The sequence below is a fragment of the Corynebacterium spheniscorum genome, from assembly GCF_900113445.1.
Taxonomy (GTDB): domain Bacteria; phylum Actinomycetota; class Actinomycetes; order Mycobacteriales; family Mycobacteriaceae; genus Corynebacterium; species Corynebacterium spheniscorum.
On sequence record NZ_FOPJ01000008.1, the window covers coordinates 78704 to 99718 of the forward strand.

The window sequence follows — 21015 nt, forward strand, 5'->3', positions numbered from 1 at the left end:
CACGTGATTGTCTCGATTGGCCACGGAATTTGCGCGTGGCATAACCTCATTTCGCGATCATCCCCCGAGTCCCTTAGCTAAGCTGCACATATATAGATTTCTGCATTAGTGTTCAGCGAGGAGTTGTTCACCCCATAACCACCATGAGCCAACACGAATCGCCAACACCCCAAGAATCAGTTGCGCACAGCGCTTCCGTTGCGCACAGCGCTTCCAACGCGCAAAGCACCGCTCCTGCGCTGGGTACCTTGCACACCCCGGGTGCTACCCGCGTGCTCATCCTCGGCGCCGGGGAGCTAGGTAAGGAACTCACCTTCGCTTTCCGCAAACTCGGTGTGGAAGTCCATGCCGCTGATGCGGACCCACATGCCATTGCGCTTTCCGCAGCAGATGTGGGCCATGTGGTAGACCCGGATGATCCCCAAGCCGTAGTAGAGCTAGTTGGACGCATCCACCCCACCCATGTCGTGCCGGAATTCGAATGGACCGCACCGGCCGCGTTAGCGCGCATTGATGCCGCCGGTATTCCCATCGCACCAAGTGCCAAGGCCGCACAATTAGCGTGGGAACGCGAACGTATCCGCCGCGTTGCCTCAGAGGAATTGGGCTTACCCACCTCCGCCTATGAGTTCGCCGATACCTATGAGGAATACACCGCCGCCATCGCTGAGATGGGTTATCCCTGCGTGGTAAAACCCCTGCGCTCTCGTTATGGGCGCGGCCAATCCATTGTGGAATCCGATGCTGATCTGCAATGGGCCTGGGATACTGCCCGCTGGGCTGGTGGTGGCGATACCCCACGCATCATGGTGGAACGCTTCGTGGAATTTGATTGCGAAGTCACCATCTTGACGGTGCGCTCCATTGACCCAGCTACCGGCAAGGATGCCACCTGGTTCTGTGAACCCATTGGGCATCGCCGCCATGAAGGCCGCCTGGTGGAATCCTGGCAGCCCATGTATTTAAGCCCCGCTGCCCGCGATAATGCGCGTTCCGTGGCGGCACGCATCACCAACGCTTTAGGTGGGCGTGGTGTCTTCGCGGTGGAATTATTCCTCGCCGGGGATGATGTGTATTTCTCTGCCGTTTCCCCGCGCCCAGATCTGTGCTGCATGGTCACGGTAGCCACCCAACGCTTTAGCGAATTCGATCTTCACGCCCGCGCCATTTTGGGCTTGCCGGTGGATGTCACGCTCACCTCCCCGGGTGCACTGGCGGTGATCATCGGCGAAGAAGAGATTGCTGCAGAAAACCTGCGTTGCGAAGGCGTGGAGCAAGCCTTGGCTTTACCGGAATCGGATCTGCGCTATTTCGGTAAGCATGGTTCTACTCTGAACCGTCGGATGGGTGTCACCTTAGCCACTGCGGAAACCGCTGAAGCGGCCCGTGAGACAGCGTTGAAGGCCGTGGACTATATCCGCCTAGTAGATAGCAGCAAGTCCACCGCAGAACCTTCACAGCAGTGGGAAGAAGACGAGGAGTAGAGGCCCCGTCAAGGAGACAGGGCTCTTCCTGTTTTACTCACCTCCCTTTGCAGCGACGTGTCCTGCTGAGCAGATCACATCAGTCTGCCTTTTTGGGCGAGTAGACAGCCAGAAGGAAAAGACCAAGGGTTCCCAGCGCTACAAAATCTGCAAACCGCGACCAGCTTAGATTCTCATCCCACCCGATGACATCGCGGAATATAACGTAGGCTCCGATGATCAGGATCATGATGATCCACCTGACCAGGAATTGTCTAAAAGTATCCATGCCAACGCCCTCCTTGCTCTACTTAGGGTCTTAAGGATTTAACAGCTACCTCGGCACTGCCCACCCCAAGTTCGACACAATACCCAAAACCTCAGGCGACTTGTCCGCGGCCCGCACCCCGGGAGCAGACGCGCTTTTGCCCTTTAAACTGCAATAACCCCGGCGATATACGTCTAAAACGCAGGGATCGCTCCGAGGCCTTCGTGATTAAGCGTAACACTAGTCCGTACGGCATCAAGAATAATTCGGGGACCGATCTTAAAGCGTGGTTTTAAGGCGGCGCAGTGGATTGCTGCACACTCAAGTATCCCCGATTTGCGAGACGTTAGGCCGTGAACTACCCGATGAACCTACTTCTTGCTTGATACCTACATTCAGATCTTGGGAAGTGCGTGACTAGAAGAGTTCTCTATGTCGATGACGTAGTACTTAAGATGCCGAAAGCTTCGTTTGCCCTGGAAGAGTTGAGTGCCTTTAGCGAGGTGGCGGAGGTGCTTGTTCCTGTCACTGCGGCACAGACGACACCGACTGGTTTTCATCAAGAGCTTGGGCAAGCTGATTCTGTCTATGTTGCCGACGCTGAAACGGCCCGCTTGTTCTGTGCACAATGGAAAGCTGTTCGCGAGCAGATATGTTGGAGCGATTATTTCTAGCCATGCTTAAGGCCCACCCACTTCCTCCGTGGAAGAAGTGGGTGGGCCTTAGATGCGCGCAGTTTTCCATGCGCCAAGGGAGTGCGAGGAAGGTTGCCTCGGAGGGCAAAAACCCTACTTCTTCAACGGAGGTCGCATTGTGTACAGGAGAGAGATTCTGCGAGATCACGCTGAAGAAGCCAGCCCTAGATTCTTCCTTCCTCACACTCCCAAGCCTCAGGCGCCCTAGGTGCTCCACATAGGGAGTGGAGCGGCGCTCAAGGTAGGTGGGCGATGAGTGTGTGCAGCGGGCGCACTACCGTGTTTGAGTAGTCCAACAACCTGGGCTCCTGAACAGCTTGTTGGGTTACCCTCTCAGCAGCGGTGCAGCTCACCGCACACACTCATGCCACGTCTATGGAGTTAGGCAACGCCGCTATCGGCTTTCGCCTTAAAAGGGCGTGCTTCTCGTGCTTATTCCTTGTCTAGGTCATCTTGGATGCGAGCATGCGCATCCTTAATGGCCTGCGGCAGATCCGGGAATTGTTCCAGGTGCTCCTTGCGGGATTCCATCTCGATCATCCAACGATCATGGTTGACCTTCAGGATCTCCTCGAGGTCCTCCAAGGAACCGGTGAAGCCATCCAGGTTGAGTTCCTCCACCGTGGGAACAGAACCAACCGGGGTCTTCGTGCCGGTGGCACGGCCTTCGCGGTAGTCCATCAGCCACAGCAGGGCACGCAGGTTATCGCGGTAACCAGGCCACATATAGCGGCCATCTTCACCACGCTGGAACCAGTTCACGTGCGCAAACACCGGCATGGCATTTTCGGCACCCTTTTCCTTGACCTGGTCAAGGATCTCCAACCAGTGCTCGGCGTACTTGCCTTCTGGGTAGGCCATGAAGGGGCGCATGGACATGGGGTCATAGCGCAGTTGGCCTTGCTTACCCTCCGCGGCGAAGGTGGCTTCCGCACCCAAAGTCAGGCCATCATAAACGCCTTCCGCTGGGTCGGTGAAAGCACGGATCAAAGGTTCGCGGTCACGCACGCGGCCACCGAAGATAATCGCATCGATCGGCACACCAGCCGGTGCCTCATAATCCGATGCAATATTCGGCACATTCGCCAAGGTGGTGGTGAAGCGAGAGTTCGGGTGTGCCCACTCATCACCATCCGCATCGGAGCGTTGGCGTTCTTCCGGGCGCTCACTAATCGGGGCGCCGGTCCAGTCCAACCAACCATCCAGGTCCTCAGGGTGCTGCGGGGTTTTACCTTCCCACCACACTTCCTCAGTCTTGGGGTTATAGGCAACGTTGGTAAAGAGGGTGCGGCTGCCTTCTTCGATGGACTTCATGGCACCGGGGTTGGTGTCTTCGTTGGTATTGCCGGCAACACCGAAGGCACCGAATTCCGGGTTCATGCCATAAAGGCGGCCATCTTCACCAACGCGTAGCCACACAATGTCATCGCCATAGAAGTAGACGCGGTAGCGATCTTCCAGGCCATTCGGCGGCAGCATCATAGCCAGGTTGGTTTTACCCGAAGCAGAGGGGAAGCCACCGCAAATATGCCACTTCTTGCCGGTCTTGAGGTCCTCAATACCAATGAGCATGAATTGTTCAGCCAAGAACTCACCCGAAGCCCAGCCGTCATAGCAGGCCTGGCGCAGGCCATGGGCGATCTTGCCCAAGAGCGCATTGCCGCCATAGGAGGAACCGAAGTGCAAGATGGTGCGATCATCCGCCACGGTGGCAAAGAGGCGCTTATCATCTTCGGTGCCCTGGCCCAGGTTCGGCAGATCACCGGTGACGTGCACAGCACGCACAAAGTGCTCTGGTTCGGCTAGGTCGCTGAGGTAGCCCACGCCCACGCGCGCCATGCGGATCATGTGCAGGCACACGGTGCGGTTATCGGTGAGCTCCATAAACTCATTTCCCCTGGTTAGTTGTAACCGGGGGTTTTGCTGCATCTACGCTGGTAAACACGTTTTCAGCATACACCACTAATGGACTGTGATGGACTCGTGTAGCCTCGTATTTGGCACATATTTGGCACGTTCGTGGCACACACCAAGGGCAGGTACAGGCAATGGGGCGTACTCAATTCGGCAATATCCGCCGCTTAAAGTCAGGGCGTTACCAAGCCCGCTACCGCTACCGGGGTAATGACTACATAGGGCCCGGTACGTTTAAGACGCGGGCGCTGGCACAGGGGTGGCTCAACAAAGAAGAAGAGCTAATCACCTTCGATAAGTGGGCACCCCCGGCTCAAAGACAGGAAGAGCAAGCAAACGATGAGGAACGCCGCGCGCTTACTGTAGGGGCGTGGCTTGAACAGCACCTAGAGTCACTAACCCGTGGTGCACAACCTATTCGCCATTCCACCGCACAGCACTACCGGCGTGTTATCGATAACCGCATTATTGCCCCTATCGCGCCGGGTGATGAGGAACCGGACATTATTCGGTTGAAAGATATTCCCCTCGTGGATTTGGTGAAGGGTGATGTTTATAGGTGGTGGGACGCTTTAGAGCGTGTCTATGACACCGCTGAAACGAACAGGAAAGCGTACATGCGTTTAAAGGCGGCGTGCGCTGAAGCGATACGGCGTGAACTAATCACAATTAGCCCGGTGGATATTCTGGCCGCCTCACGTAAACCAGACACCAAGGAGCAATACCTCCCTAAAGATTGGGAGTTAGCTGCCATTGTGGAAGCAGTAAACCCCCGCTATCGGTTGCTGACGATCTTGTGCTTGTATCACGGGTTGCGCATTGGGGAAGCGTTAGCGCTTGAGTCTGATTGCTTTGTGTCCACTACACCTGTGCCTTACGCGCCGGTGTTTGGTGTACGGGTGAAGCAGAATGCCCAACGCCTACGAGGTGATAACCGGCGTACATACATGCGCATTCAACCCCCTAAGAGTAAAGCGGGTTACCGGGTGGTGCCGTTCATGCCTAGGTTTGTGCCCTATCTTTATGACCACTTAGAGCACTATATGGATGCTTCCCCGGTGGAGGTGGAGACGTGGGAGGGGCCCCGGTCTGTTCGGTTGCTCACCACTACCGCAAGGGGCCGTATCTTTACGGATGCTGGCTATCGGGGTGTGTTGAGGCGTGTGGCACGTCGGGTAGGGGCAGATGAGGGAATTAAACCGCATTCGGGTCGTAGGTGGCTTACAACGCGGCTTGCTGAACGTGGGGCGCATCTTAAAGAGATTGGCAGCATTCTTGGTGATAATGATTTAACCACGATTACAAAGATTTATATGAAGGTTCGTGCGGAGCGTACGGAAGAGCTCATGGGTGAGCTGAGTGATTCGTTAGGTGTGGATTAGTCCCGGCGCGCCGGGTTAGGAAGGTGGTTGTTATGGGGCGTGAAACTCTACGACATAGGAAGGGTTCCCCTAGGCAGATTCAGGTAGTGGATGAGGGTTACATTATGGGGCGCTTGGTGACACCGCATGTTGAAGGGTTTGCCCGGGGGATGATTTTCGTTAGGAACAGGTGGGGAAACAGTATGCACACAAGGCACTTGGCTCGTGGTAAATGGGTAGGGGCCTTCGGTCATAGTCCCGTGCCTGTTTGTTTTGGTGATAACGGGGTGCGGTATTTCCCCTGCGCTAAGTTAGGTACACGTCAGATTTGCGTAGCGGCGCGGGCGGTTGATGGGGAAGATGTGCGGTATCTGGTGTTCCCTGATTTTCGGATTACTGAGGAAAAGTTAGGGCCTGTGCTTGATCGCATTTATAGGTCAGGGGTGCGTGAGATTGAGTATTCAGTGTTACGCCGCTTACTTGATATGTGAGTTATGGCACGTAACCTTGTGGGGGCATGTGGGGGCATTGTAGGGTGTCTGTGAAAGCCCTTCATTAGGTTCTAGCCGTAGTCCTAGTGGAGCCGTTACCCCTATCCTCACGATCGAACAGGCTAGGGCCCATAACGGAAGGCCGGTAAGGCTGGTGGATATAGACGGTGGACGGCAAAGACTCTATTGCCCTAAGCATCCTAAAGCGGTGCTTCGCTTCTAATAGCCCCTGATTCGTTGGGGGCGGTTAAGTATGCCCAAAAGTGGCATACCGGAAGGAGCCTAGAGCCGTGTCTCTCCACACCCCCGGCGCTTCGACTAAGCGCACCTGCCACCTAAAGCCCCGCCATATTGGCACCGTAGCTGACGCTTCTAAGCGGTGGTGCGTATCCGAAAAGACTATCCGCAGGATGATTAACGCGGGGGAACTGACTGGTTACTACCCCACCCCACGCCGCCTACGTGTCGACCTAGTCGAACTAGATCAGGTCATGGAAGCCCGTAGCACTAAGTGGGGTGCATAACCTCATGTGCGCACCTAACAGCCTTCAGCATGTAAACCCACGCCCGGGCGCATATGGGCAGCTGGTAACAGGGGGTGGCCCAAAATATCTAGGGGGTATGCCAGATGACTACGCCCCTCCCAGCATGAACAGTCGTTTATCTCTCCCCGAGTACTCAGGGGGTCGCGCGCGCGTGTGTGCCGTTTTCAGGGGCCTAACAACAATTGGTGCTAACAACCGTAGCCACCAAAGCGCATAACCCAACGATTCCCTAACAGGAGATTGAACTTTGAACCTGAAACCTTCTGATTTTCGCAGGAAACAGGATTACTGGATGCTAGCGATAGCGACCTATAGGAAGGAAAACGGTAGGAAACTAAGCCCGAACACGTTTGCCGTGGCGAAGGCTCTGCAGTCCTTTGAGCACGCTCAAGCGGGGCCGGATCAGGGCACTTGCTGGCCCGGTCGAAACCGTATCGCCAAAGCAGCTGAGATTGGAGGAAAGCCGGAAACCCAGCGGCGTGAGGTAAGCAAGCACTTACGAACCCTGGAGAGCCTTGGGTTTATCGTGAAGCTACGTGAAGGGGTTGCACCTACGTGGGATAGGCCCGCTGTAACCGCTAAGTGGCGATTGGTCTTGCCGAAGAGCGAAGAAGAGCGCGTTAGTGCAAACCTTGAACCTTCAGACCGGAAAACACACCGGGATAAGGTTGGGGATAATGCCGGGGATAGGGCCCCGAACGAAACAGAGGCGGGGGCTCAATTGCACACCCTAACCTTAGATAAGAACCTCCGAGATAATAACCTCCGAAGGGGAACCCCTGAACTGGCTGCTAACGCCCGAAAAGCCGTACCTGGCACTATCCCAACCCCTTCAGGGCCTCAAGCTATCGAAACCTTCCTCGATCATGTAGACCGCTTCCCAGCGGAAACTAGGAACTATTACAACTATTTGGCAGAGAAAGAAGGATTCAAGGTGCCCTACGAAACAGCGCTGACAGTGTTCAGCTCGCACATGGCAGGGGAGAATCGCAGTAATTGGCTTGGTGCATTCAAGTACTACGCATCAATGGCAATTACAGGGGAAGAGAGCACACCGGACGAACTAGGCATGGCAGCGGATGCACTTGCTGACCTCAACTACACCTAACCCCTTCAATAGTGAAAGCAGTAAGGAGCAATAGTTGCGCATTTATGGTCGCTCTCGCATCGGCAAACCCGCGTATATCAGTTTGCAACAATCAAGGAACAACCCAGACCGGATGTTCATATCTTCCCCGAACATGATTGAGCTATCCCCTGAAGAAACGGATGAGTTAATCAACGGATTAAAGTTAGTGGCGGGGCGGATTTGGTCTAATGCCACGTTCTAAGGGGCGGGTAGGTGGCTAGGTGGGGAGGGTATGCCGGGCACGGTTCCCCCTTCCCCGGCCTATAGGCCTTAAGTGCCATCGGGTATTGGTTATCGCGCCGGGTAGCGTGTACATGCCTTCAGGTTGATGCCGTTTATAGGTGTGTGCCCTTCCCGGCGCGCCTGTATGCCATTCTAAGGCCCTTTAATGGCATGGATAGGCAAACACATTAGGGGGTGCGTGAAAGCGCGTTAGACGGGATTCTAGGGGGCCTTATTTTAAGCGGTGGGGTTAATTCTGATGTCGTTTATCAAGGATCAGGGCAGTGCCCCCCGTGCGCGTGTGAACCCGCGCTCACTGCCCTTCATGCGGAAGGCGCTAACCCTTGGTGTGTCTGAAGCCCGCTTAGTGATGGGGATTAAGGGATCAGAATAAGGGGAAGAGAACACCTTCCCCCCTTGGGGGGATTGAGGGGGGTGGATGGTTTAGGGGCGGTTTGGTGTGTACGCCGTTCCGGTTGCTCCCGGCGCGCCTTTATGTGTTGAACGGTTAACAGCCGTGCGTAGTGTGTGGCTCTAATACCGTAGGGGCAGCGCACTCACTATTAAGCGTGCGCTCTAATTCCACTAGCGTTATACAGTCTTTGCATGTAATACCCTTCCCTTGGTTCCTGGTCAGTCGGTCCCGACCGGTATCCCGGTAGTGCCGTGGTGCGGTGCATCCGCATAGAAGATAAACGGTGTCCCGCGTTACCTCAATAACGGCGTGTAGCGTTCGTTGCGCATCATGGTCTTGCTGCCCTTCCTGATGCTGTGAAGCGGGGGTGCTGTAGGTGGTCATGGTGGCTGCCCTTCCTGGTTGGGTGCGGTGGCATGCCTTCAAAGATTTGGCACATATTTGGCACACCGCACGGCTAATTGACGTAGAAAGTGCGCCTACCTGCATAGATGATGATTAAGTGTGTAGCTCGGTGAGCTCCACACCGGCAGCCCACTTAGCGAAGGGGGAATCCTTCGGGGACATGAGGTAGGGGATCACATACATGGTTTTGCCTTCATAGGCGCCAGCCATGCGTTCTTTTTGGATGGTGGTTACTTCATCAGCATCCCGCCAGTTGTTATACACACCCTTATCCGCTGGATCATGGGTGGCCACAACGGTGCGTTCCTCAGAACGTGCGGTGTCCTTGGAGTAGGAGCGGGAGAACCAGCGGTCTTTACCGGCGGGCTGAATTTCATCAGCTGCGAGGGCTTCTTGGACGAGGCGCTCATCATCGCTGGCGTCGATGACCTCAATGCGCTCTGGGCGCAGGATCTCAGCCCACTGAGCAACGAATTCGGCCACCGCGGGGTTCGTCAGACCGCCTTCCGTGAGGATCTTGGAAACTTCTTCCTTGCTCACGGGGGTGGAGTTGTTGGTGGGCTGCTGGGTGGTGGATTCGCTCACGGTGCGTGTGCTTCCCTTCGTTGGGCTCAGAGTCTTAAAGCTTCACTTGAAACGCAGTCCCGGCACCACGGGGGCCAAAGGTCCTAAGACAAAGCCACTCTGGGAAGTACAAGGGGAGGAGTTCTTAACCAGAGTACGTGGAGCCGTAACTAGAACTAAGGCTAACAGAATATCAGGGGCGAGGGGACGTGAATCATCCCACATTTGTCTCCCTTAACCCCCTGCCCAGCCGCACACGGGTCTGCCCAAGCGCAGCCACACGATCTCGAATAAAGCCCCAAGCCCCGAACTCCAAGGAGATTGAGGGAAAAGAAAACACCCTTGGAAAAATGCTTCCAAGGGTGTTGAGCAGGAGGGATTAGTCCTGCGGACCGGCGTGGGCGACCATGTCATCCCACTCCACGATCTTCTTGCGCTCGCGGCCTTCGGCTTCACCGAGGGCGCGCTCCGCGGCATCCAGGCGATGCCAACCATCCCAGGTGGTCACCGCAATATCGCGGGAGTTGAGGAACTCCAGCACGGCATCGAGCTCCGGCTTTTCGGCGGGCTTAAGGTCGCCAGCTTTCCAATCGTTGAGCAGCATCTCGGTGGTTTCCTTGGCATCAGACTTGGTGTTGCCAATCAGACCCACCGGCCCGCGCTTAATCCACCCGGTGGCATACAGGCCCGGAATAATCTCCCCAGAATCTGGATCCAGCACATGGCCGCCATCATTGGGGATCACCGCGCGCTGCGCATCAAAGGGGACGTCATTAACAGCATCGGAACGGTATCCCACCGCGCGATAGACCGCCTGCACCGGCCAGGTGGTGAACTTGCCTGTGCCGCGCACATCGCCATCGCCAGTAAGCTCTGTGCGCTCGGTCTTAAAGCCAACCACGTGGCCATCTTCCCCAATGATCTCCACCGGGGATTCAAAGAAGTGAATGAACAGCTTATGCGGGGCACCCTTGGGCTCGCGGATGGCATAGCCCTCTAGGGTTTGGCAGACCAGGTCCTGGGACTTGGAATCACGACGCGCCTGCTCGCTGGCCTCGTCATAATCAATATCCTCCGGATCCACAATCACCTCGATGGTGGGGGAATGATCCAATTCCTTGAGCTCCAGCGGGGTGAACTTCGCTTGGGCGGGGCCGCGGCGACCAAAAATGTGGATCTCGCGGGCGGCATTCTTGCCCAGGTGCTCATAGACATTGTCCGGGATCTCGGTGACGTGCAGCTCATCGGCGGTTTTGGCGAGCACGCGGGAAATATCCAGGGCCACGTTACCCACACCCACAACTGCAACCTGCTCGGCGGTTAAATCCCAGCCGCGCTTAAAGTCCGGGTTGCCATCATAGAAGCCCACAAACTCCCCGGCACCGTGGTGTTCCGGCAGCTCAGAGCCGGGAATATCCAGGTCGCGGTCGCCCGTTGCGCCGGTGGAGAACACAATGGCGTCATAGAATTCGCGCAGCTCATCAACGGTGACATCCTCGCCCACATTGATATTGCCCAGCAGCCGGATTTCTTCCTTATCCAGCACATTATGTAAGGACTTCACAATGCCCTTAATGCGCGGGTGATCGGGGGCAACGCCATAGCGGATCAGCCCAAAGGGGGCGGGCATCCGCTCATAAAGGTCAACTAGGACCTCCACGTCAGACTTAATTAATAGGTCCGAGGCGTAGATGCCAGCCGGGCCGGCGCCGATAACGGCGACACGCAATGGACGGGACATAGTGATGGTGTTTCCCTTCAGTTCTGAGATCTAGCTACTTAAAATGCGCATGCAATATCAGGGAGAGTCTACCTGGCGATGATAGAACCTCCGCCCGCCACGTGGGGTAATAGATGGGGGTAATGCCGCGCCGCTTCCCCCGCGTATTCACCTTGGCCACCCCAGCGCCCCTATGTTAGGCGCCCGGACCACGCCGCCGCAGCGGGCAATTAATGTACAGGTGTACAGGTTTTAGGGCAGGTATTTAGGCTCTTTTCGAGATCCTGGCAACGGCGAGCATAGAAGGTGTCCGCGAGGTGGCGTTCCCCAGGTGGGGCCGCGCCTTATTGGGTTTTCTTTGGGAGTAGTGAGAAAAACCTTTTTGGTTTCAGATGCCTTGGGTGGCGCTGGCGACTAGACTGTGGGGGACCGCGCGCCGGGGCTTTAAGTGTGATGCTTGGAACCCCATCAAAAAAGAGGACAGCAATGTCTTTTTGGCGTGAAAATTTTTATAACACCTCTATAGTTCGCCCCTTACCAGCAGCGCTTTCCCCAAAAGCATGCTGGTGAGGACGCGAAAGCAGCAGTCCTCTGCCTCACCCCGCCACCCAGGTGCGCCGCAGGAGGGCGCTGTTGCTCAACTACCCAAGGGAAGGTAGCGCATGACCTCTCAGACCAGCACCTCCGTGGTGCTTAGCGCCGTAGGCCGCAACTTCGATGGCGTAGATACCGCCGCCATCGCCGAAGCCTTGGGGTTGAAGCTCATCAACCTCGATGATTACCCAGCCGAACTGGGCGCCGCCGTCGCCCAGGATCCCCTCGCCGGTGGCCCCAGCCTCATCAAAGGCAGCCTGAACTTAAGCTTCGACGCAGAAATCGCCGCTGCTTTAGGTGTGCCGCTGCTGCTGCTCATCGACCACCAGGGCCGCCACGTGCAGCTCGCCGAAGCCCAAGCCAAGCGCCTGGGCGCCACGGTTGCCAAGGCCGTCACCCCCGAAGCCATCCTCGATGGCAGTGGCATTGCCGCTATTAAAGAATCCCTCAAGGTCAGCGTCGAACCCCAAATGTCGGCCCCGATTTTTGAAAATTGGCTCCTTGAGCGCGCCAAAGCCGCCAACGCACACATCGTGCTTCCCGAAGGCGATGATGACCGCATCCTGCTGGCCGCACACCAACTACTTGAGCAGGGGATCTGCGAACTCACCATCTTGGGTGATCCCGCCGCCATTAATAACCGCGCCGAGCAACTAGGCCTGCACCTAGATAATGCGCACGTGCTTAACCACATGACCTCCCCGCTCAAGGAAGACTTCGCCGAGGAATTCGCAGAACTGCGTAAATCCAAGGGCGTGACCTTAGAGCAGGCACGCGAAACCATGGAAGATATTTCCTACTTCGCCACCATGATGATCCACAAGGGTATGGCTGATGGCATGGTGTCCGGTGCCGCGCACACTACCGCGCACACCATTAAGCCCTCCTTCCAAATCATTAAGACCAAGCCCGGTGCTTCGGTGGTGTCCTCCATCTTCCTGATGGTGCTGCGCGGTCGGCTCTGGGCTTTTGGCGACTGCGCCGTGAACCCCAACCCCACCCCGGAACAACTCGGTGAGATCGCGGTGGTCTCCGCGGACACCGCCGCGAAGTTCGGGATGGAACCGCGGGTGGCCATGCTTTCTTATTCCACCGGTACCTCTGGTGCTGGCCCGGATGTGGAATGCTGCGCTGAGGCTTTGGCCGTTGCCCGTGAGAAGAACCCGGATCTGAAGGTGGATGGCCCGCTGCAGTTCGATGCCGCGGTGGATCCCGGTGTGGCTGCGAAGAAGATGCCCGAATCTGATGTTGCTGGTAAAGCCAATGTCTTTATCTTCCCGGACTTAAACTCCGGCAATATTGGTTATAAGACCGCCCAGCGCACCGGCGGTGCCCTCGCGGTTGGCCCGATCCTGCAGGGCCTGAATAAGCCGGTCAACGACCTTTCGCGTGGCGCCACGGTTCCCGATATTGTGAACACCGTTGCCGTGACCGCGATTCAGGCCGGAGGAAAGTAGAAGTGAACGCACCCAGCACAACCCCCAACTCCCAACCCACGCCGGAAGCAGAAGTAGCAGGCGTACCCGGGGTCAATGGTGTCCCCGGGGAAAGCCACTTCGCTTTGGTCCTGAACTCCGGATCCTCCTCCATTAAGTTCCAGGTGCTTGATCCGCTGGCCGCCACCGCCACCTCTGAGCCCTTCGTAAGCGGCCTGGTGGAACAAATCGGTGAGCCCATGGGGCGTATCACCTTAAAAGCCGGTGGCGAGAAATACGTTCTGGAAGAGCCCATCCCGGACCATGCCGAAGGCCTGCGGCTTTCCTTCGACCTCATGGATCAACATGGGTGCGGCCCCACCCAGGTGAAGATCCAGGCAGTGGGGCACCGCGTGGTGCACGGCGGCATCCTCTTTAGCCAACCGGAGATCATCACCGACCAGATCGTGGACATGATCCGCGACCTTATCCCCCTAGCGCCGCTGCACAACCCCGCCAATATTGATGGCATTGAGGTTGCTCGCCGCATCCTGCCCGATATTCCGCACGTTGCGGTCTTTGATACCGGCTTCTTCCACTCCATGCCTCCGGCTGCCGCGCTTTATGCCGTCAATGCTGAGGTGGCTATGCAAAATGGTGTGCGCCGCTATGGCTTCCACGGCACCAGTCACGAATATGTTTCCCAACAGGTGCCTGGCCTTTTGGGGTTGCCGGAACGTGCCGTCAACCAGATCACCTTGCACCTTGGCAATGGTGCTTCCGCTGCTGCCATCCGCGGTGGGGAAGCAGTAGACACCACCATGGGTATGACCCCGCTGGCTGGTTTGGTGATGGGTACTCGCTCCGGTGATATTGATCCCGGCATTATCTTCCACCTCTATCGCACCGCCGGCATGAGCATTGATGACATTGATGAGCTGCTCAACCGCAAATCCGGTGTGAAGGGCCTTTCGGGTGTCAATGACTTCCGTGAGCTGCGTGCCATGATCGAAGATGAAGACCAAGACGCCTGGCTGGCCTATAACGTCTACATCCACCAGCTACGCAAGTTCATTGGTGCCTACATGATCGCCCTGGGTCGCGTGAATGCCATTACCTTCACCGCTGGTGTGGGTGAGAATGATCGCTTCGTTCGCGCCGACGCGCTGGCTGGTTTGGAGGCCTTTGGCATCAAGCTGGATCCGGAACGCAATGCTGCGCCTAATGATGGGCCGCGGGAGATCTCTACCGATGACTCCGCGGTGAAGGTGTTTGTGGTTCCCACCAATGAAGAATTGGCTATCGCCAAGTACGCGGTGGAGCTAGCTGAAAAGCAATAACACCGGCTCGTTGGGCTCATACCCTAGATGTCTGAAGAGATATCTAGGGTATTTCTGGTTTTCGGGGAGCTTGTGCGCGTGGGCACTTGTGTGCGTGGGGAGCGTATGCGCGGGGTGCTTGTGCGCGAGGGGTGCTTGGGGCGAAACCGCTAACCAAGACCGATAAAGAAAATATGGGAGAAAGCATTGCGCGCCGCGGAATACCGGAATATTCTGCATAGTAATTCCCACAACATAGGTGCGTTCCCAAAGGGGTTAGATCATGGCAGCTTTTTATCAGGGAGGTTCATTTGTCCGCGGGTTATTAACCCAAGAACCCGTCAATATTCGACGCACCTCGAATATCATGCTCACGTTGCTGCTCATCGGTTTTGTTCTGAGCCTGATCGGCTTCACACCCATCGGCGGCGTCTTCTTCCTGGGCGCCTTCTTGTGTGCCGTGGTGATTGTTGCTGAGGCGATCCGTATCCGGTTGCTGAAGTCCTTTTCTTAACCCCGCTAGCTCTTTTGAAACCCCTCACTGCTGGGTGCTGTTGCGCCAGGCCGGCAGTGTTCGTGTTTGGCGCCTCCGATAAGGGGTCTGGTGTCGCTACCCGCGCGTGCTTACCACCAGGTGGCGGGGCGTACTTGATTAGCCATATCCACTAAGGCATAGCGGTGCCGTGCGAATGGTGCTTGGCGTGCCTGCTGCCTTAAGGTTTCCGCCAAACCCCCACGCAAACCACGCTGATTAAAAGGAAACTCAAAGAGATCATTAGGGCTGGCAGCGGCATCGACTTTGGCGTCGCGTAAGAAGGTGAGTGCCGCTGACATCACCGCAATTTTGATCTGTAAGAAACGCGGTTCATTGGTGGGGATGCCTTCTAAGCGACGTGCCGCCCGCCGGATACGGGATTCCGTTAATTGCGCAGAGATCAGCAACAAAATGGTGGTGAGTTGCGCCATCCGGTGGTGCCGCGAGGCTTGGGAGACCTTATCCAGCGCGGCGACCGCCATCTCTGTTTGGCCTTCCGCAACCAACTGGCGCGAAAGACCGAAAGCGGAGGACACGGTGGTGGGGTTAGTCGCCCACACCAACCCATAAAGCCGCATTGCATGGAAGCGCAGTACCCGCGGGTCCAAAGTGATATGCGACCAGCTTTCTGACATTTCCACGAAGTGCTTGTTGTCTAGTTCATCAAGATGAGAGGACAACCCGGAGGCAGCACGCGCGGTTTCATCGTCAAGCAGAGGCGCATGATGGTGCCCTAGCTGCTGTAATAAGAGCTCATCGACAGCAGCTAAAGCCAACTTAGGGGCAGCCTCACCGGGCAAAATATTAAGTACTCGGTTGAAGTGCTTCTGGGCGTTGGCATAATCCTCCATCAGCAGATCAGTAATCCCGGAATACCACTGGAAACGCCAATCAGGGCCTAAGCGAGGCTCCAAAGACTTCAACCAGGCACGAGCCTGGGCGGTGAACCCCAGATCCAAGAGTGCCCGCACCACACCTAAAGGAATTTCGGCGGAATGCTCATATTCTTCGGTGTTCATTGCTTGGCGCAAAGTTTCCAAAGCTTCTTGCGGCTCGGCATAGGAAGAACCGGAAAGCATCGCTGCACCCACGTCACTGCGGTCAATCAAGGGCGCAGCCAGCGCGCCGACTACCTCGGAGGAAGTAATCCGCACCGTGCGATCAATCCCATCAATGAGCTGATCTGTTCGGAAAACCAGGTGCTTAGTGCCAAAGGTTGAACGCTGCGGGGAGAACAAGGAGTGCTGGGCAGGGAACTGCGCACCATCGCGCACCGCAAGGATCTCGCGTAGCACTCCGAAAAGCTGTGTTTGTAGTTCGCCGACATCACGGAAGCGCTGAGTCGGATCCTCATGGGTGGCGCGGCGCAGGAGGCGATAAAAAGAGAGATAACGCCGGAATAGGGGTTCTTCTGAAGGCGAAGGGATACCCATTGCATAGGCACCATCAACTACCGGAAGGCGAACCGTCATAGCTGCCAGGGTGCGACCAATGGTGTAAATATCGCTGGCCACACTCGGACCGGCAGTAGCGACCTCGGGGGCTTGGAAACCGCGGGTGCCATAAATGTAGCCATAGGCCCCGATACCAGTCACGGCACCAAGGTCAATTAACTTCACCTGGTCTTCGGTGATGATGATGTTGTCTGGCTTGAGGTCGTTATAAACCACCCCACGGGAATGCAGGTAATCCAACGCCGGCAAGATTTCCAAGATGTACGCAATCGCGATATCCGGGGCAAACACCTTATTGGGCAATACATTGCGCCGACTCCGCAGCGAAGGCCCACCCACGTACTCCATGACAATGAACCCACCGGCGACGCGAGGATCATCAATGAAGTTATAAATCTTCACGATGCCGGGGTGCGTAATATCTGCTAGGAATTCACGTTCTGCTTGGGCGGCACCTTGATCATGAGCACTCGCGGAGGACTGCATTCCTTTGAGCACGACGAGTCGGCCAGACACATTGCGGTCATTGGCTAAATAAATCCAGCCCATTCCGCCATGAGCAATAACCCCTAAAATTTCGTACTGCTCAGCCACAATATCGCCGCGATGCAGTTGTGGCGGCCCAATCTTCTTATCCTTGGCGGCTTTAGCTAAAGACTCCGGATCTTTTAAGGCAGCAGAAGGCTGGGTGAGCCCCACAAAGGGCAGGTGCACCATGCCATCAGCTACGGTTCGGCCGACGCGGTGAGCGCCACGGCGTTCACGGAAGGTCGACAAAGCTTCCTGCCGGGAACGTTCACTGGTATCTAAGCGCGAAAGTGCATCCGCACCAGGCGGTTGCGTGTCGGCGGAAGCATCTGTCTTAAAACCCCCGGCTTGAGTTGATGCCGTGGGTATCCCCGGAACGGCCTGCGCTAAGGGCTGGTGGTGGCCACCTGGTTGGGTAGGTCGCTCGGCGGCATCATCATCAAAGTCGTGGGCAGTACCCGCGGTAGGCAGACCAACCGCATCAGCCGCCCCAGCTTTTGTGGCCCCCTGCATACTGGCGCGTTGAGCTGCGGCGCGCGCATCGCGGGCGGAAACCCCTGGTTTAAGCCCCGGGCCTAGTGGTGGGAGTGTTTGCGCAGCTCCGCTTTGACTGGGCTCTGATTCTTCCCCGTGCAGTGCTGGGCCAGCTTGGGAGATTCCTGCTGTGGAAGCCCCAGAAATCGTGGGTTGGGGGAGAGGGAGGCCAGCTAAGATCTCATCTAAATCTTCTAAATCCGGGCGTTTTTGAGGCCCGGCTTTAGGCGTTAATTCTTCATCAGTATTAGAGGGGCCCAACCCGAAATTATCGGCCGCCAATAAGGCCATCACATCGATGTCGTCTTCATCGTCATCCTCCGCGAAGGGGTCGAAGAGGACTGCTTCGGTCCCGGGGTTGGCGGAGGAGGATTGATCGCCGGGAGAATGCGCGCTGGAACCAGTGGGGAAGTCCTCATCTCCCGGCCAGGGCGCAGCATCATGATCAGCACGGGGGCTCATTTAATGCTCCTCCTCTCCACTGTCGCCGGGCTGCTCGGGAGTATCTACTTCTTCCTCACGATACTGAGGAGGATAAGGTTTCGCGTCACGATGATCCGGACCAAGCCACTGGTGATGCAGGCGCACCCAGGTGCCATCTCGCTGCAGTCGTTCCAGCGTGGCATTAATTTGGCGAACCAACCCATGGGATTCGGGGTTCTCCAAGGGCCGGGCCACCGCAATCCCGTATTCCTCTGCGCTTAGGGACCTACCGACGATCTGGGTGTGCGGATCTTGAGCAATGATTCCCGCCAGGATTGCATCGTCACTCATAATCGCGTCCACCTGGTTCTGCTGAAGCGCTAATAAGCAATCAGCCCAGCCGCGTACCCGCAGTTTCACAGCCTCTGGGGCTAGTCGGCGCGATAATTCCAGCAGTGTTGAATTATCTGTGATGCAGACACTTCTACCGCCTAAGTCCTCGACCCCTTGGATATCTGATTGCAAGGGCACCGCTAAACGCGTGTGTGTCCGTAGGTAGGGGGTGGAGAACTCCACTAATGATTGGCGATCTCGAGTAATAGTCATGGTGCGCACCACCGCATCGACCCGCCCAGTTTTTAGGGCTTCGAGACGGTCATTGCTGGCCACGAAACGGAAATCGACGCGGCTAGGATCCCCAAAAATATCCCGTGCGACCTCTCTAGCGAGATCCACTTCGAAGCCTTGCAGCTCACCGCTGAGAGCATCCCGGAAGCTCAACAGGTACTGGGAATTATCCACCCCCACAATTAGTCGTCCGCGGGCCACAATCCGGGGAATGAGATCCTGCGGATCAGCGCCTTCCTGTGGTGCTAAAGACCCCAAAGGAGCGGGGCGTTCCTCACCATCTGGGAATAGCGCGGAAATCTCACCTGCTTTTTCCACAATCGCATCCGGCGGAAGGGGGGGACCGTGCACTTCGGCATGAGTATCTTCAGAATCCCAGGGCTTGAGTGCTTCTTCTGGGGCGTCACCGAAACGCAAGGCCTCGCGTAGCCGCTGCCATCGGGAAGCTTCTTGCATGCTGGCATTATCCTGCGGGCTGGCACTCGGTGATTGAGGTTTCTCCGAGCAAGCACTCAAGGTACTTGCCCCCATACTCAGCGCCAATAGTGCGGCGAGGAGGGAGATGCGATGCGGATGGGTTTTTCTCATCACAGATACTCCTGCAAACGCGGGCGAATACCCATCCAAATAGCAACGACCGACAGCAAACTCAGGATCATCACTGCACGCGACACGAGGTTTGTTGCCGCCAAACCATCATTAATGAAAGAGCGCATGGTGGTGCGGGCTTCAGAAATGAGCCGCGATAATGAGGCATCTAAGCGCGCATAGGATTGCGCTGCGGTGGGCTGACCATGGGTGATGGGCCCATCAACCCGGGTGGAGATGTCCACCGCCTGCTGATAGTCCCCCTCATTAATGGCATCAACGAGGCGATGGTGCGCATCCTCCCAAGCGTGCAAAGCTTCCCGGGCTCGCTCAATTTCGGCGTGCACTTCCTTCGGCGAAGCCGTGGTATCGGCAGCCTCCATATCGTTGAGGGCGCTCTCCACCGAAAGCCATGCTTCATCGAAGCTCACCGCCCCGGAGGATAAGGAGGTAGTCGGATCACTAGGGGCAGCACCATCGGTTTGATTAATCTCCCCGCTTTGGCCGGGTTTCAGACTATCTTCACCTGGTGCTAAGCCCAGTGCTGGTGCGGTGGATTCAACTGATTGGCGGCGCACCAACGATAAGGTTTCCGAGGTTCGCGCCTGGTGCGCTTCAATGCGGGAGTTCGTTAAGGAATCCCAGGGCATACTGGCTTCCTCGAAGCCTCTGGTACCGGCCTGCCAGGTCATCCAATTCGACGCTGAGACCCAGGCCATCGCAACCGCCATCAAAGCTGTAGCCACCAAAAAACCACGGTTGAGGCGCCGCCTAGTGATTCGCCACAACCACCACTGCGCCAACGGTAGGAATAACAAAGCAGCAGCAAGACCAGAAAGCGGAATCCACTGTGGACGGCTCAAAGACTTTTGGGAGTCAGAAACCTGCCGCGAAGAAATCTCAAAAAGTTCAGCTGCCGCCGGAAGAATCCGCGACCGCATCAGGTCAGAAGCTTCTGCCATATAGGCGGTACCGACGGGGTTACCGATGCGGTGATTAGCCCGCGCGGTTTCCACCAATCCGGTATAGACCGGGACCTCCCGCTGGATGGTGGTGATCAGCTCCATGGCGCGTGAGTTCATACTCGCGGTGCCATAAGCCGAACGCACCGTAGCAATAGCTGCCTGATCAATGGAGTTGGAGTAGCGCGCCCGAGTTTCTGCATTTTCTACCCCAGATTGCACAAAACCAGTAGTAGCGATCGCATCTGCGAGGGATAAAGAGGTGTACAGGTTGTGCGCCGAGTAGCTCATAGGCTCGGTGGTATTGACCAGCACATCTAAGGACTGGCGACGTTGATCCGCTGATTGCGCCATTGAATAGCCGGCAGCCAAAATTGCGATGGACAGGATCAACGTTAAGGTCACCATTTTACCTGGTGTGGTGGATACGAAGGTCCAGCCTCGGCGTAGCCACATAATCGGCAAACCGAAGGTTTCATACACCCGATTCCACACCGGACGGTGGCCACCAGCTGGCTCCTCCACCGCGACCTGATCAAGCCAATTATCGTGCAGCTCTGCATCACTCATGCTGGAGCCAGGATTATTCTTCGCCCGTGCCTCAGCTTTACGCCAAGCACGTCGTGAGCCATGCGTCGCGGTGCTGACTTTGGTGCGACGAACCGTCCGCGTATCTCGAGTTTTAGAGCGTCGAGAACGACTAGAAGGAGTCGAAGGCGTAGCGGAAAGGGCAGAGTTCTGCCCCTCATTGGCCACGGAATCCTTCGCGCTGGTCATTGCCTAAGGATAACTGCAATTGTGGATCAAATGTGGATAAGCACCTGAAAGCAGTATTCCTAGGTGT

General features: G+C 56.5%; 15 protein-coding genes. 8 read left to right on the forward strand and 7 right to left on the reverse strand.

Translation table 11 applies throughout. The annotated features are described in order from the left end of the window. The first annotated feature begins 143 nt into the window (after nucleotides 1-143). Nucleotides 144-1484, forward strand: coding sequence for a formate-dependent phosphoribosylglycinamide formyltransferase (gene purT, locus BMZ01_RS07265; RefSeq protein ID WP_092285958.1), 1341 nt, complete (start codon nucleotides 144-146; stop codon nucleotides 1482-1484). Between the two features lie 79 nt (nucleotides 1485-1563). Here purT and BMZ01_RS07270 read toward each other — a convergent pair whose 3' ends face one another. Beyond that, a complete protein-coding gene (locus BMZ01_RS07270; protein WP_092285960.1) occupies nucleotides 1564-1752 on the reverse strand; it encodes a hypothetical protein in 189 nt (62 codons plus the stop codon). A gap of 392 nt (nucleotides 1753-2144) precedes the next feature. Between BMZ01_RS07270 and BMZ01_RS07275 the strand changes: the two genes are divergently transcribed. Further along, nucleotides 2145-2405, forward strand: a complete 261-nt coding sequence (locus tag BMZ01_RS07275; protein WP_143067469.1) for a hypothetical protein — start codon at nucleotides 2145-2147, stop codon at nucleotides 2403-2405. Between the two features lie 453 nt (nucleotides 2406-2858). Here BMZ01_RS07275 and BMZ01_RS07280 read toward each other — a convergent pair whose 3' ends face one another. Continuing rightward, nucleotides 2859-4310: a phosphoenolpyruvate carboxykinase domain-containing protein gene (locus BMZ01_RS07280; RefSeq protein ID WP_223845898.1), complete on the reverse strand. Its 1452-nt coding sequence runs from the start codon at nucleotides 4308-4310 to the stop codon at nucleotides 2859-2861. 164 nt (nucleotides 4311-4474) lie between these two features. Here BMZ01_RS07280 and BMZ01_RS07285 point away from each other — a divergent pair, with 164 nt between their 5' ends. The 3 genes from BMZ01_RS07285 to BMZ01_RS07300 all read left to right on the forward strand — a co-directional run bounded on the left by BMZ01_RS07285 (nucleotide 4475) and on the right by BMZ01_RS07300 (nucleotide 7845). Further along, on the forward strand, nucleotides 4475-5722 hold the full coding sequence (locus tag BMZ01_RS07285) for a tyrosine-type recombinase/integrase (RefSeq protein WP_092285966.1): 1248 nt from the start codon (nucleotides 4475-4477) through the stop codon (nucleotides 5720-5722). 760 nt (nucleotides 5723-6482) lie between these two features. Further along, nucleotides 6483-6716 carry a helix-turn-helix domain-containing protein gene (locus tag BMZ01_RS07295; RefSeq protein WP_092285970.1) on the forward strand — a complete coding sequence of 78 codons (234 nt, stop codon included), beginning with the start codon at nucleotides 6483-6485 and terminating at the stop codon, nucleotides 6714-6716. Between the two features lie 268 nt (nucleotides 6717-6984). Further along, complete coding sequence (locus BMZ01_RS07300; RefSeq protein WP_143067471.1) at nucleotides 6985-7845, forward strand: hypothetical protein; 861 nt, start codon at nucleotides 6985-6987, stop codon at nucleotides 7843-7845. A 1156-nt stretch (nucleotides 7846-9001) separates the two neighbouring features. On the opposite strand, the gene BMZ01_RS07305 is transcribed toward BMZ01_RS07300, so the two are convergent. Then, the gene (locus BMZ01_RS07305; RefSeq protein ID WP_223845899.1) at nucleotides 9002-9493 is read right to left on the reverse strand and encodes a hypothetical protein; all 492 of its coding nucleotides are present in this window, start codon (nucleotides 9491-9493) and stop codon (nucleotides 9002-9004) included. A gap of 358 nt (nucleotides 9494-9851) precedes the next feature. Then, nucleotides 9852-11213 (reverse strand): FAD-dependent oxidoreductase, encoded by a 1362-nt coding sequence (locus BMZ01_RS07310; RefSeq protein ID WP_092285974.1) that lies wholly within the window; start codon nucleotides 11211-11213, stop codon nucleotides 9852-9854. Between the two features lie 641 nt (nucleotides 11214-11854). Between BMZ01_RS07310 and pta the strand changes: the two genes are divergently transcribed. The 3 genes from pta to BMZ01_RS07325 all read left to right on the forward strand — a co-directional run bounded on the left by pta (nucleotide 11855) and on the right by BMZ01_RS07325 (nucleotide 15034). Continuing rightward, the gene (pta, locus tag BMZ01_RS07315; protein ID WP_092285976.1) at nucleotides 11855-13243 is read left to right on the forward strand and encodes a phosphate acetyltransferase; all 1389 of its coding nucleotides are present in this window, start codon (nucleotides 11855-11857) and stop codon (nucleotides 13241-13243) included. 104 nt (nucleotides 13244-13347) lie between these two features. Next, nucleotides 13348-14541, forward strand: coding sequence for an acetate kinase (locus BMZ01_RS07320; protein WP_092286034.1), 1194 nt, complete (start codon nucleotides 13348-13350; stop codon nucleotides 14539-14541). 262 nt (nucleotides 14542-14803) lie between these two features. Next, the gene (locus BMZ01_RS07325) at nucleotides 14804-15034 is read left to right on the forward strand and encodes a hypothetical protein (protein ID WP_092285978.1); all 231 of its coding nucleotides are present in this window, start codon (nucleotides 14804-14806) and stop codon (nucleotides 15032-15034) included. 110 nt (nucleotides 15035-15144) lie between these two features. Here BMZ01_RS07325 and BMZ01_RS07330 read toward each other — a convergent pair whose 3' ends face one another. Genes BMZ01_RS07330 through BMZ01_RS11190 form a run of 3 tightly spaced genes read right to left on the reverse strand, consistent with a single transcriptional unit; the run spans nucleotide 15145 to nucleotide 20948 of the window. Beyond that, complete coding sequence (locus BMZ01_RS07330) at nucleotides 15145-18033, reverse strand: serine/threonine protein kinase (protein ID WP_177180109.1); 2889 nt, start codon at nucleotides 18031-18033, stop codon at nucleotides 15145-15147. Then, nucleotides 18034-19209 (reverse strand): glutamate ABC transporter substrate-binding protein, encoded by a 1176-nt coding sequence (locus BMZ01_RS07335; RefSeq protein WP_092285980.1) that lies wholly within the window; start codon nucleotides 19207-19209, stop codon nucleotides 18034-18036. It lies immediately after the preceding gene. Continuing rightward, complete coding sequence (locus BMZ01_RS11190; RefSeq protein ID WP_177180110.1) at nucleotides 19209-20948, reverse strand: hypothetical protein; 1740 nt, start codon at nucleotides 20946-20948, stop codon at nucleotides 19209-19211. Before BMZ01_RS11190 ends, BMZ01_RS07335 begins: the two co-directional genes overlap by 1 nt. Nucleotides 20949-21015: the final 67 nt, after the last annotated feature.

Bases quoted from the DNA above. Each gene is read 5' to 3' on its own strand.
- BMZ01_RS11190 (WP_177180110.1), bottom strand. From the start codon at position 20,948: ATGACCAGCGCGAAGGATTCCGTGGCCAATGAGGGGCAGAACTCTGCC.
- BMZ01_RS07270 (WP_092285960.1), bottom strand. From the start codon at position 1,752: ATGGATACTTTTAGACAATTCCTGGTCAGGTGGATCATCATGATCCTG.
- BMZ01_RS07285 (WP_092285966.1), top strand. From the start codon at position 4,475: ATGGGGCGTACTCAATTCGGCAATATCCGCCGCTTAAAGTCAGGGCGT.
- BMZ01_RS07310 (WP_092285974.1), bottom strand. From the start codon at position 11,213: ATGTCCCGTCCATTGCGTGTCGCCGTTATCGGCGCCGGCCCGGCTGGC.
- BMZ01_RS07330 (WP_177180109.1), bottom strand. From the start codon at position 18,033: ATGAGCCCCCGTGCTGATCATGATGCTGCGCCCTGGCCGGGAGATGAG.
- pta (WP_092285976.1), top strand. From the start codon at position 11,855: ATGACCTCTCAGACCAGCACCTCCGTGGTGCTTAGCGCCGTAGGCCGC.
- purT (WP_092285958.1), top strand. From the start codon at position 144: ATGAGCCAACACGAATCGCCAACACCCCAAGAATCAGTTGCGCACAGC.
- BMZ01_RS07280 (WP_223845898.1), bottom strand. From the start codon at position 4,310: ATGGAGCTCACCGATAACCGCACCGTGTGCCTGCACATGATCCGCATG.
- BMZ01_RS07335 (WP_092285980.1), bottom strand. From the start codon at position 19,209: ATGAGAAAAACCCATCCGCATCGCATCTCCCTCCTCGCCGCACTATTG.
- BMZ01_RS07325 (WP_092285978.1), top strand. From the start codon at position 14,804: ATGGCAGCTTTTTATCAGGGAGGTTCATTTGTCCGCGGGTTATTAACC.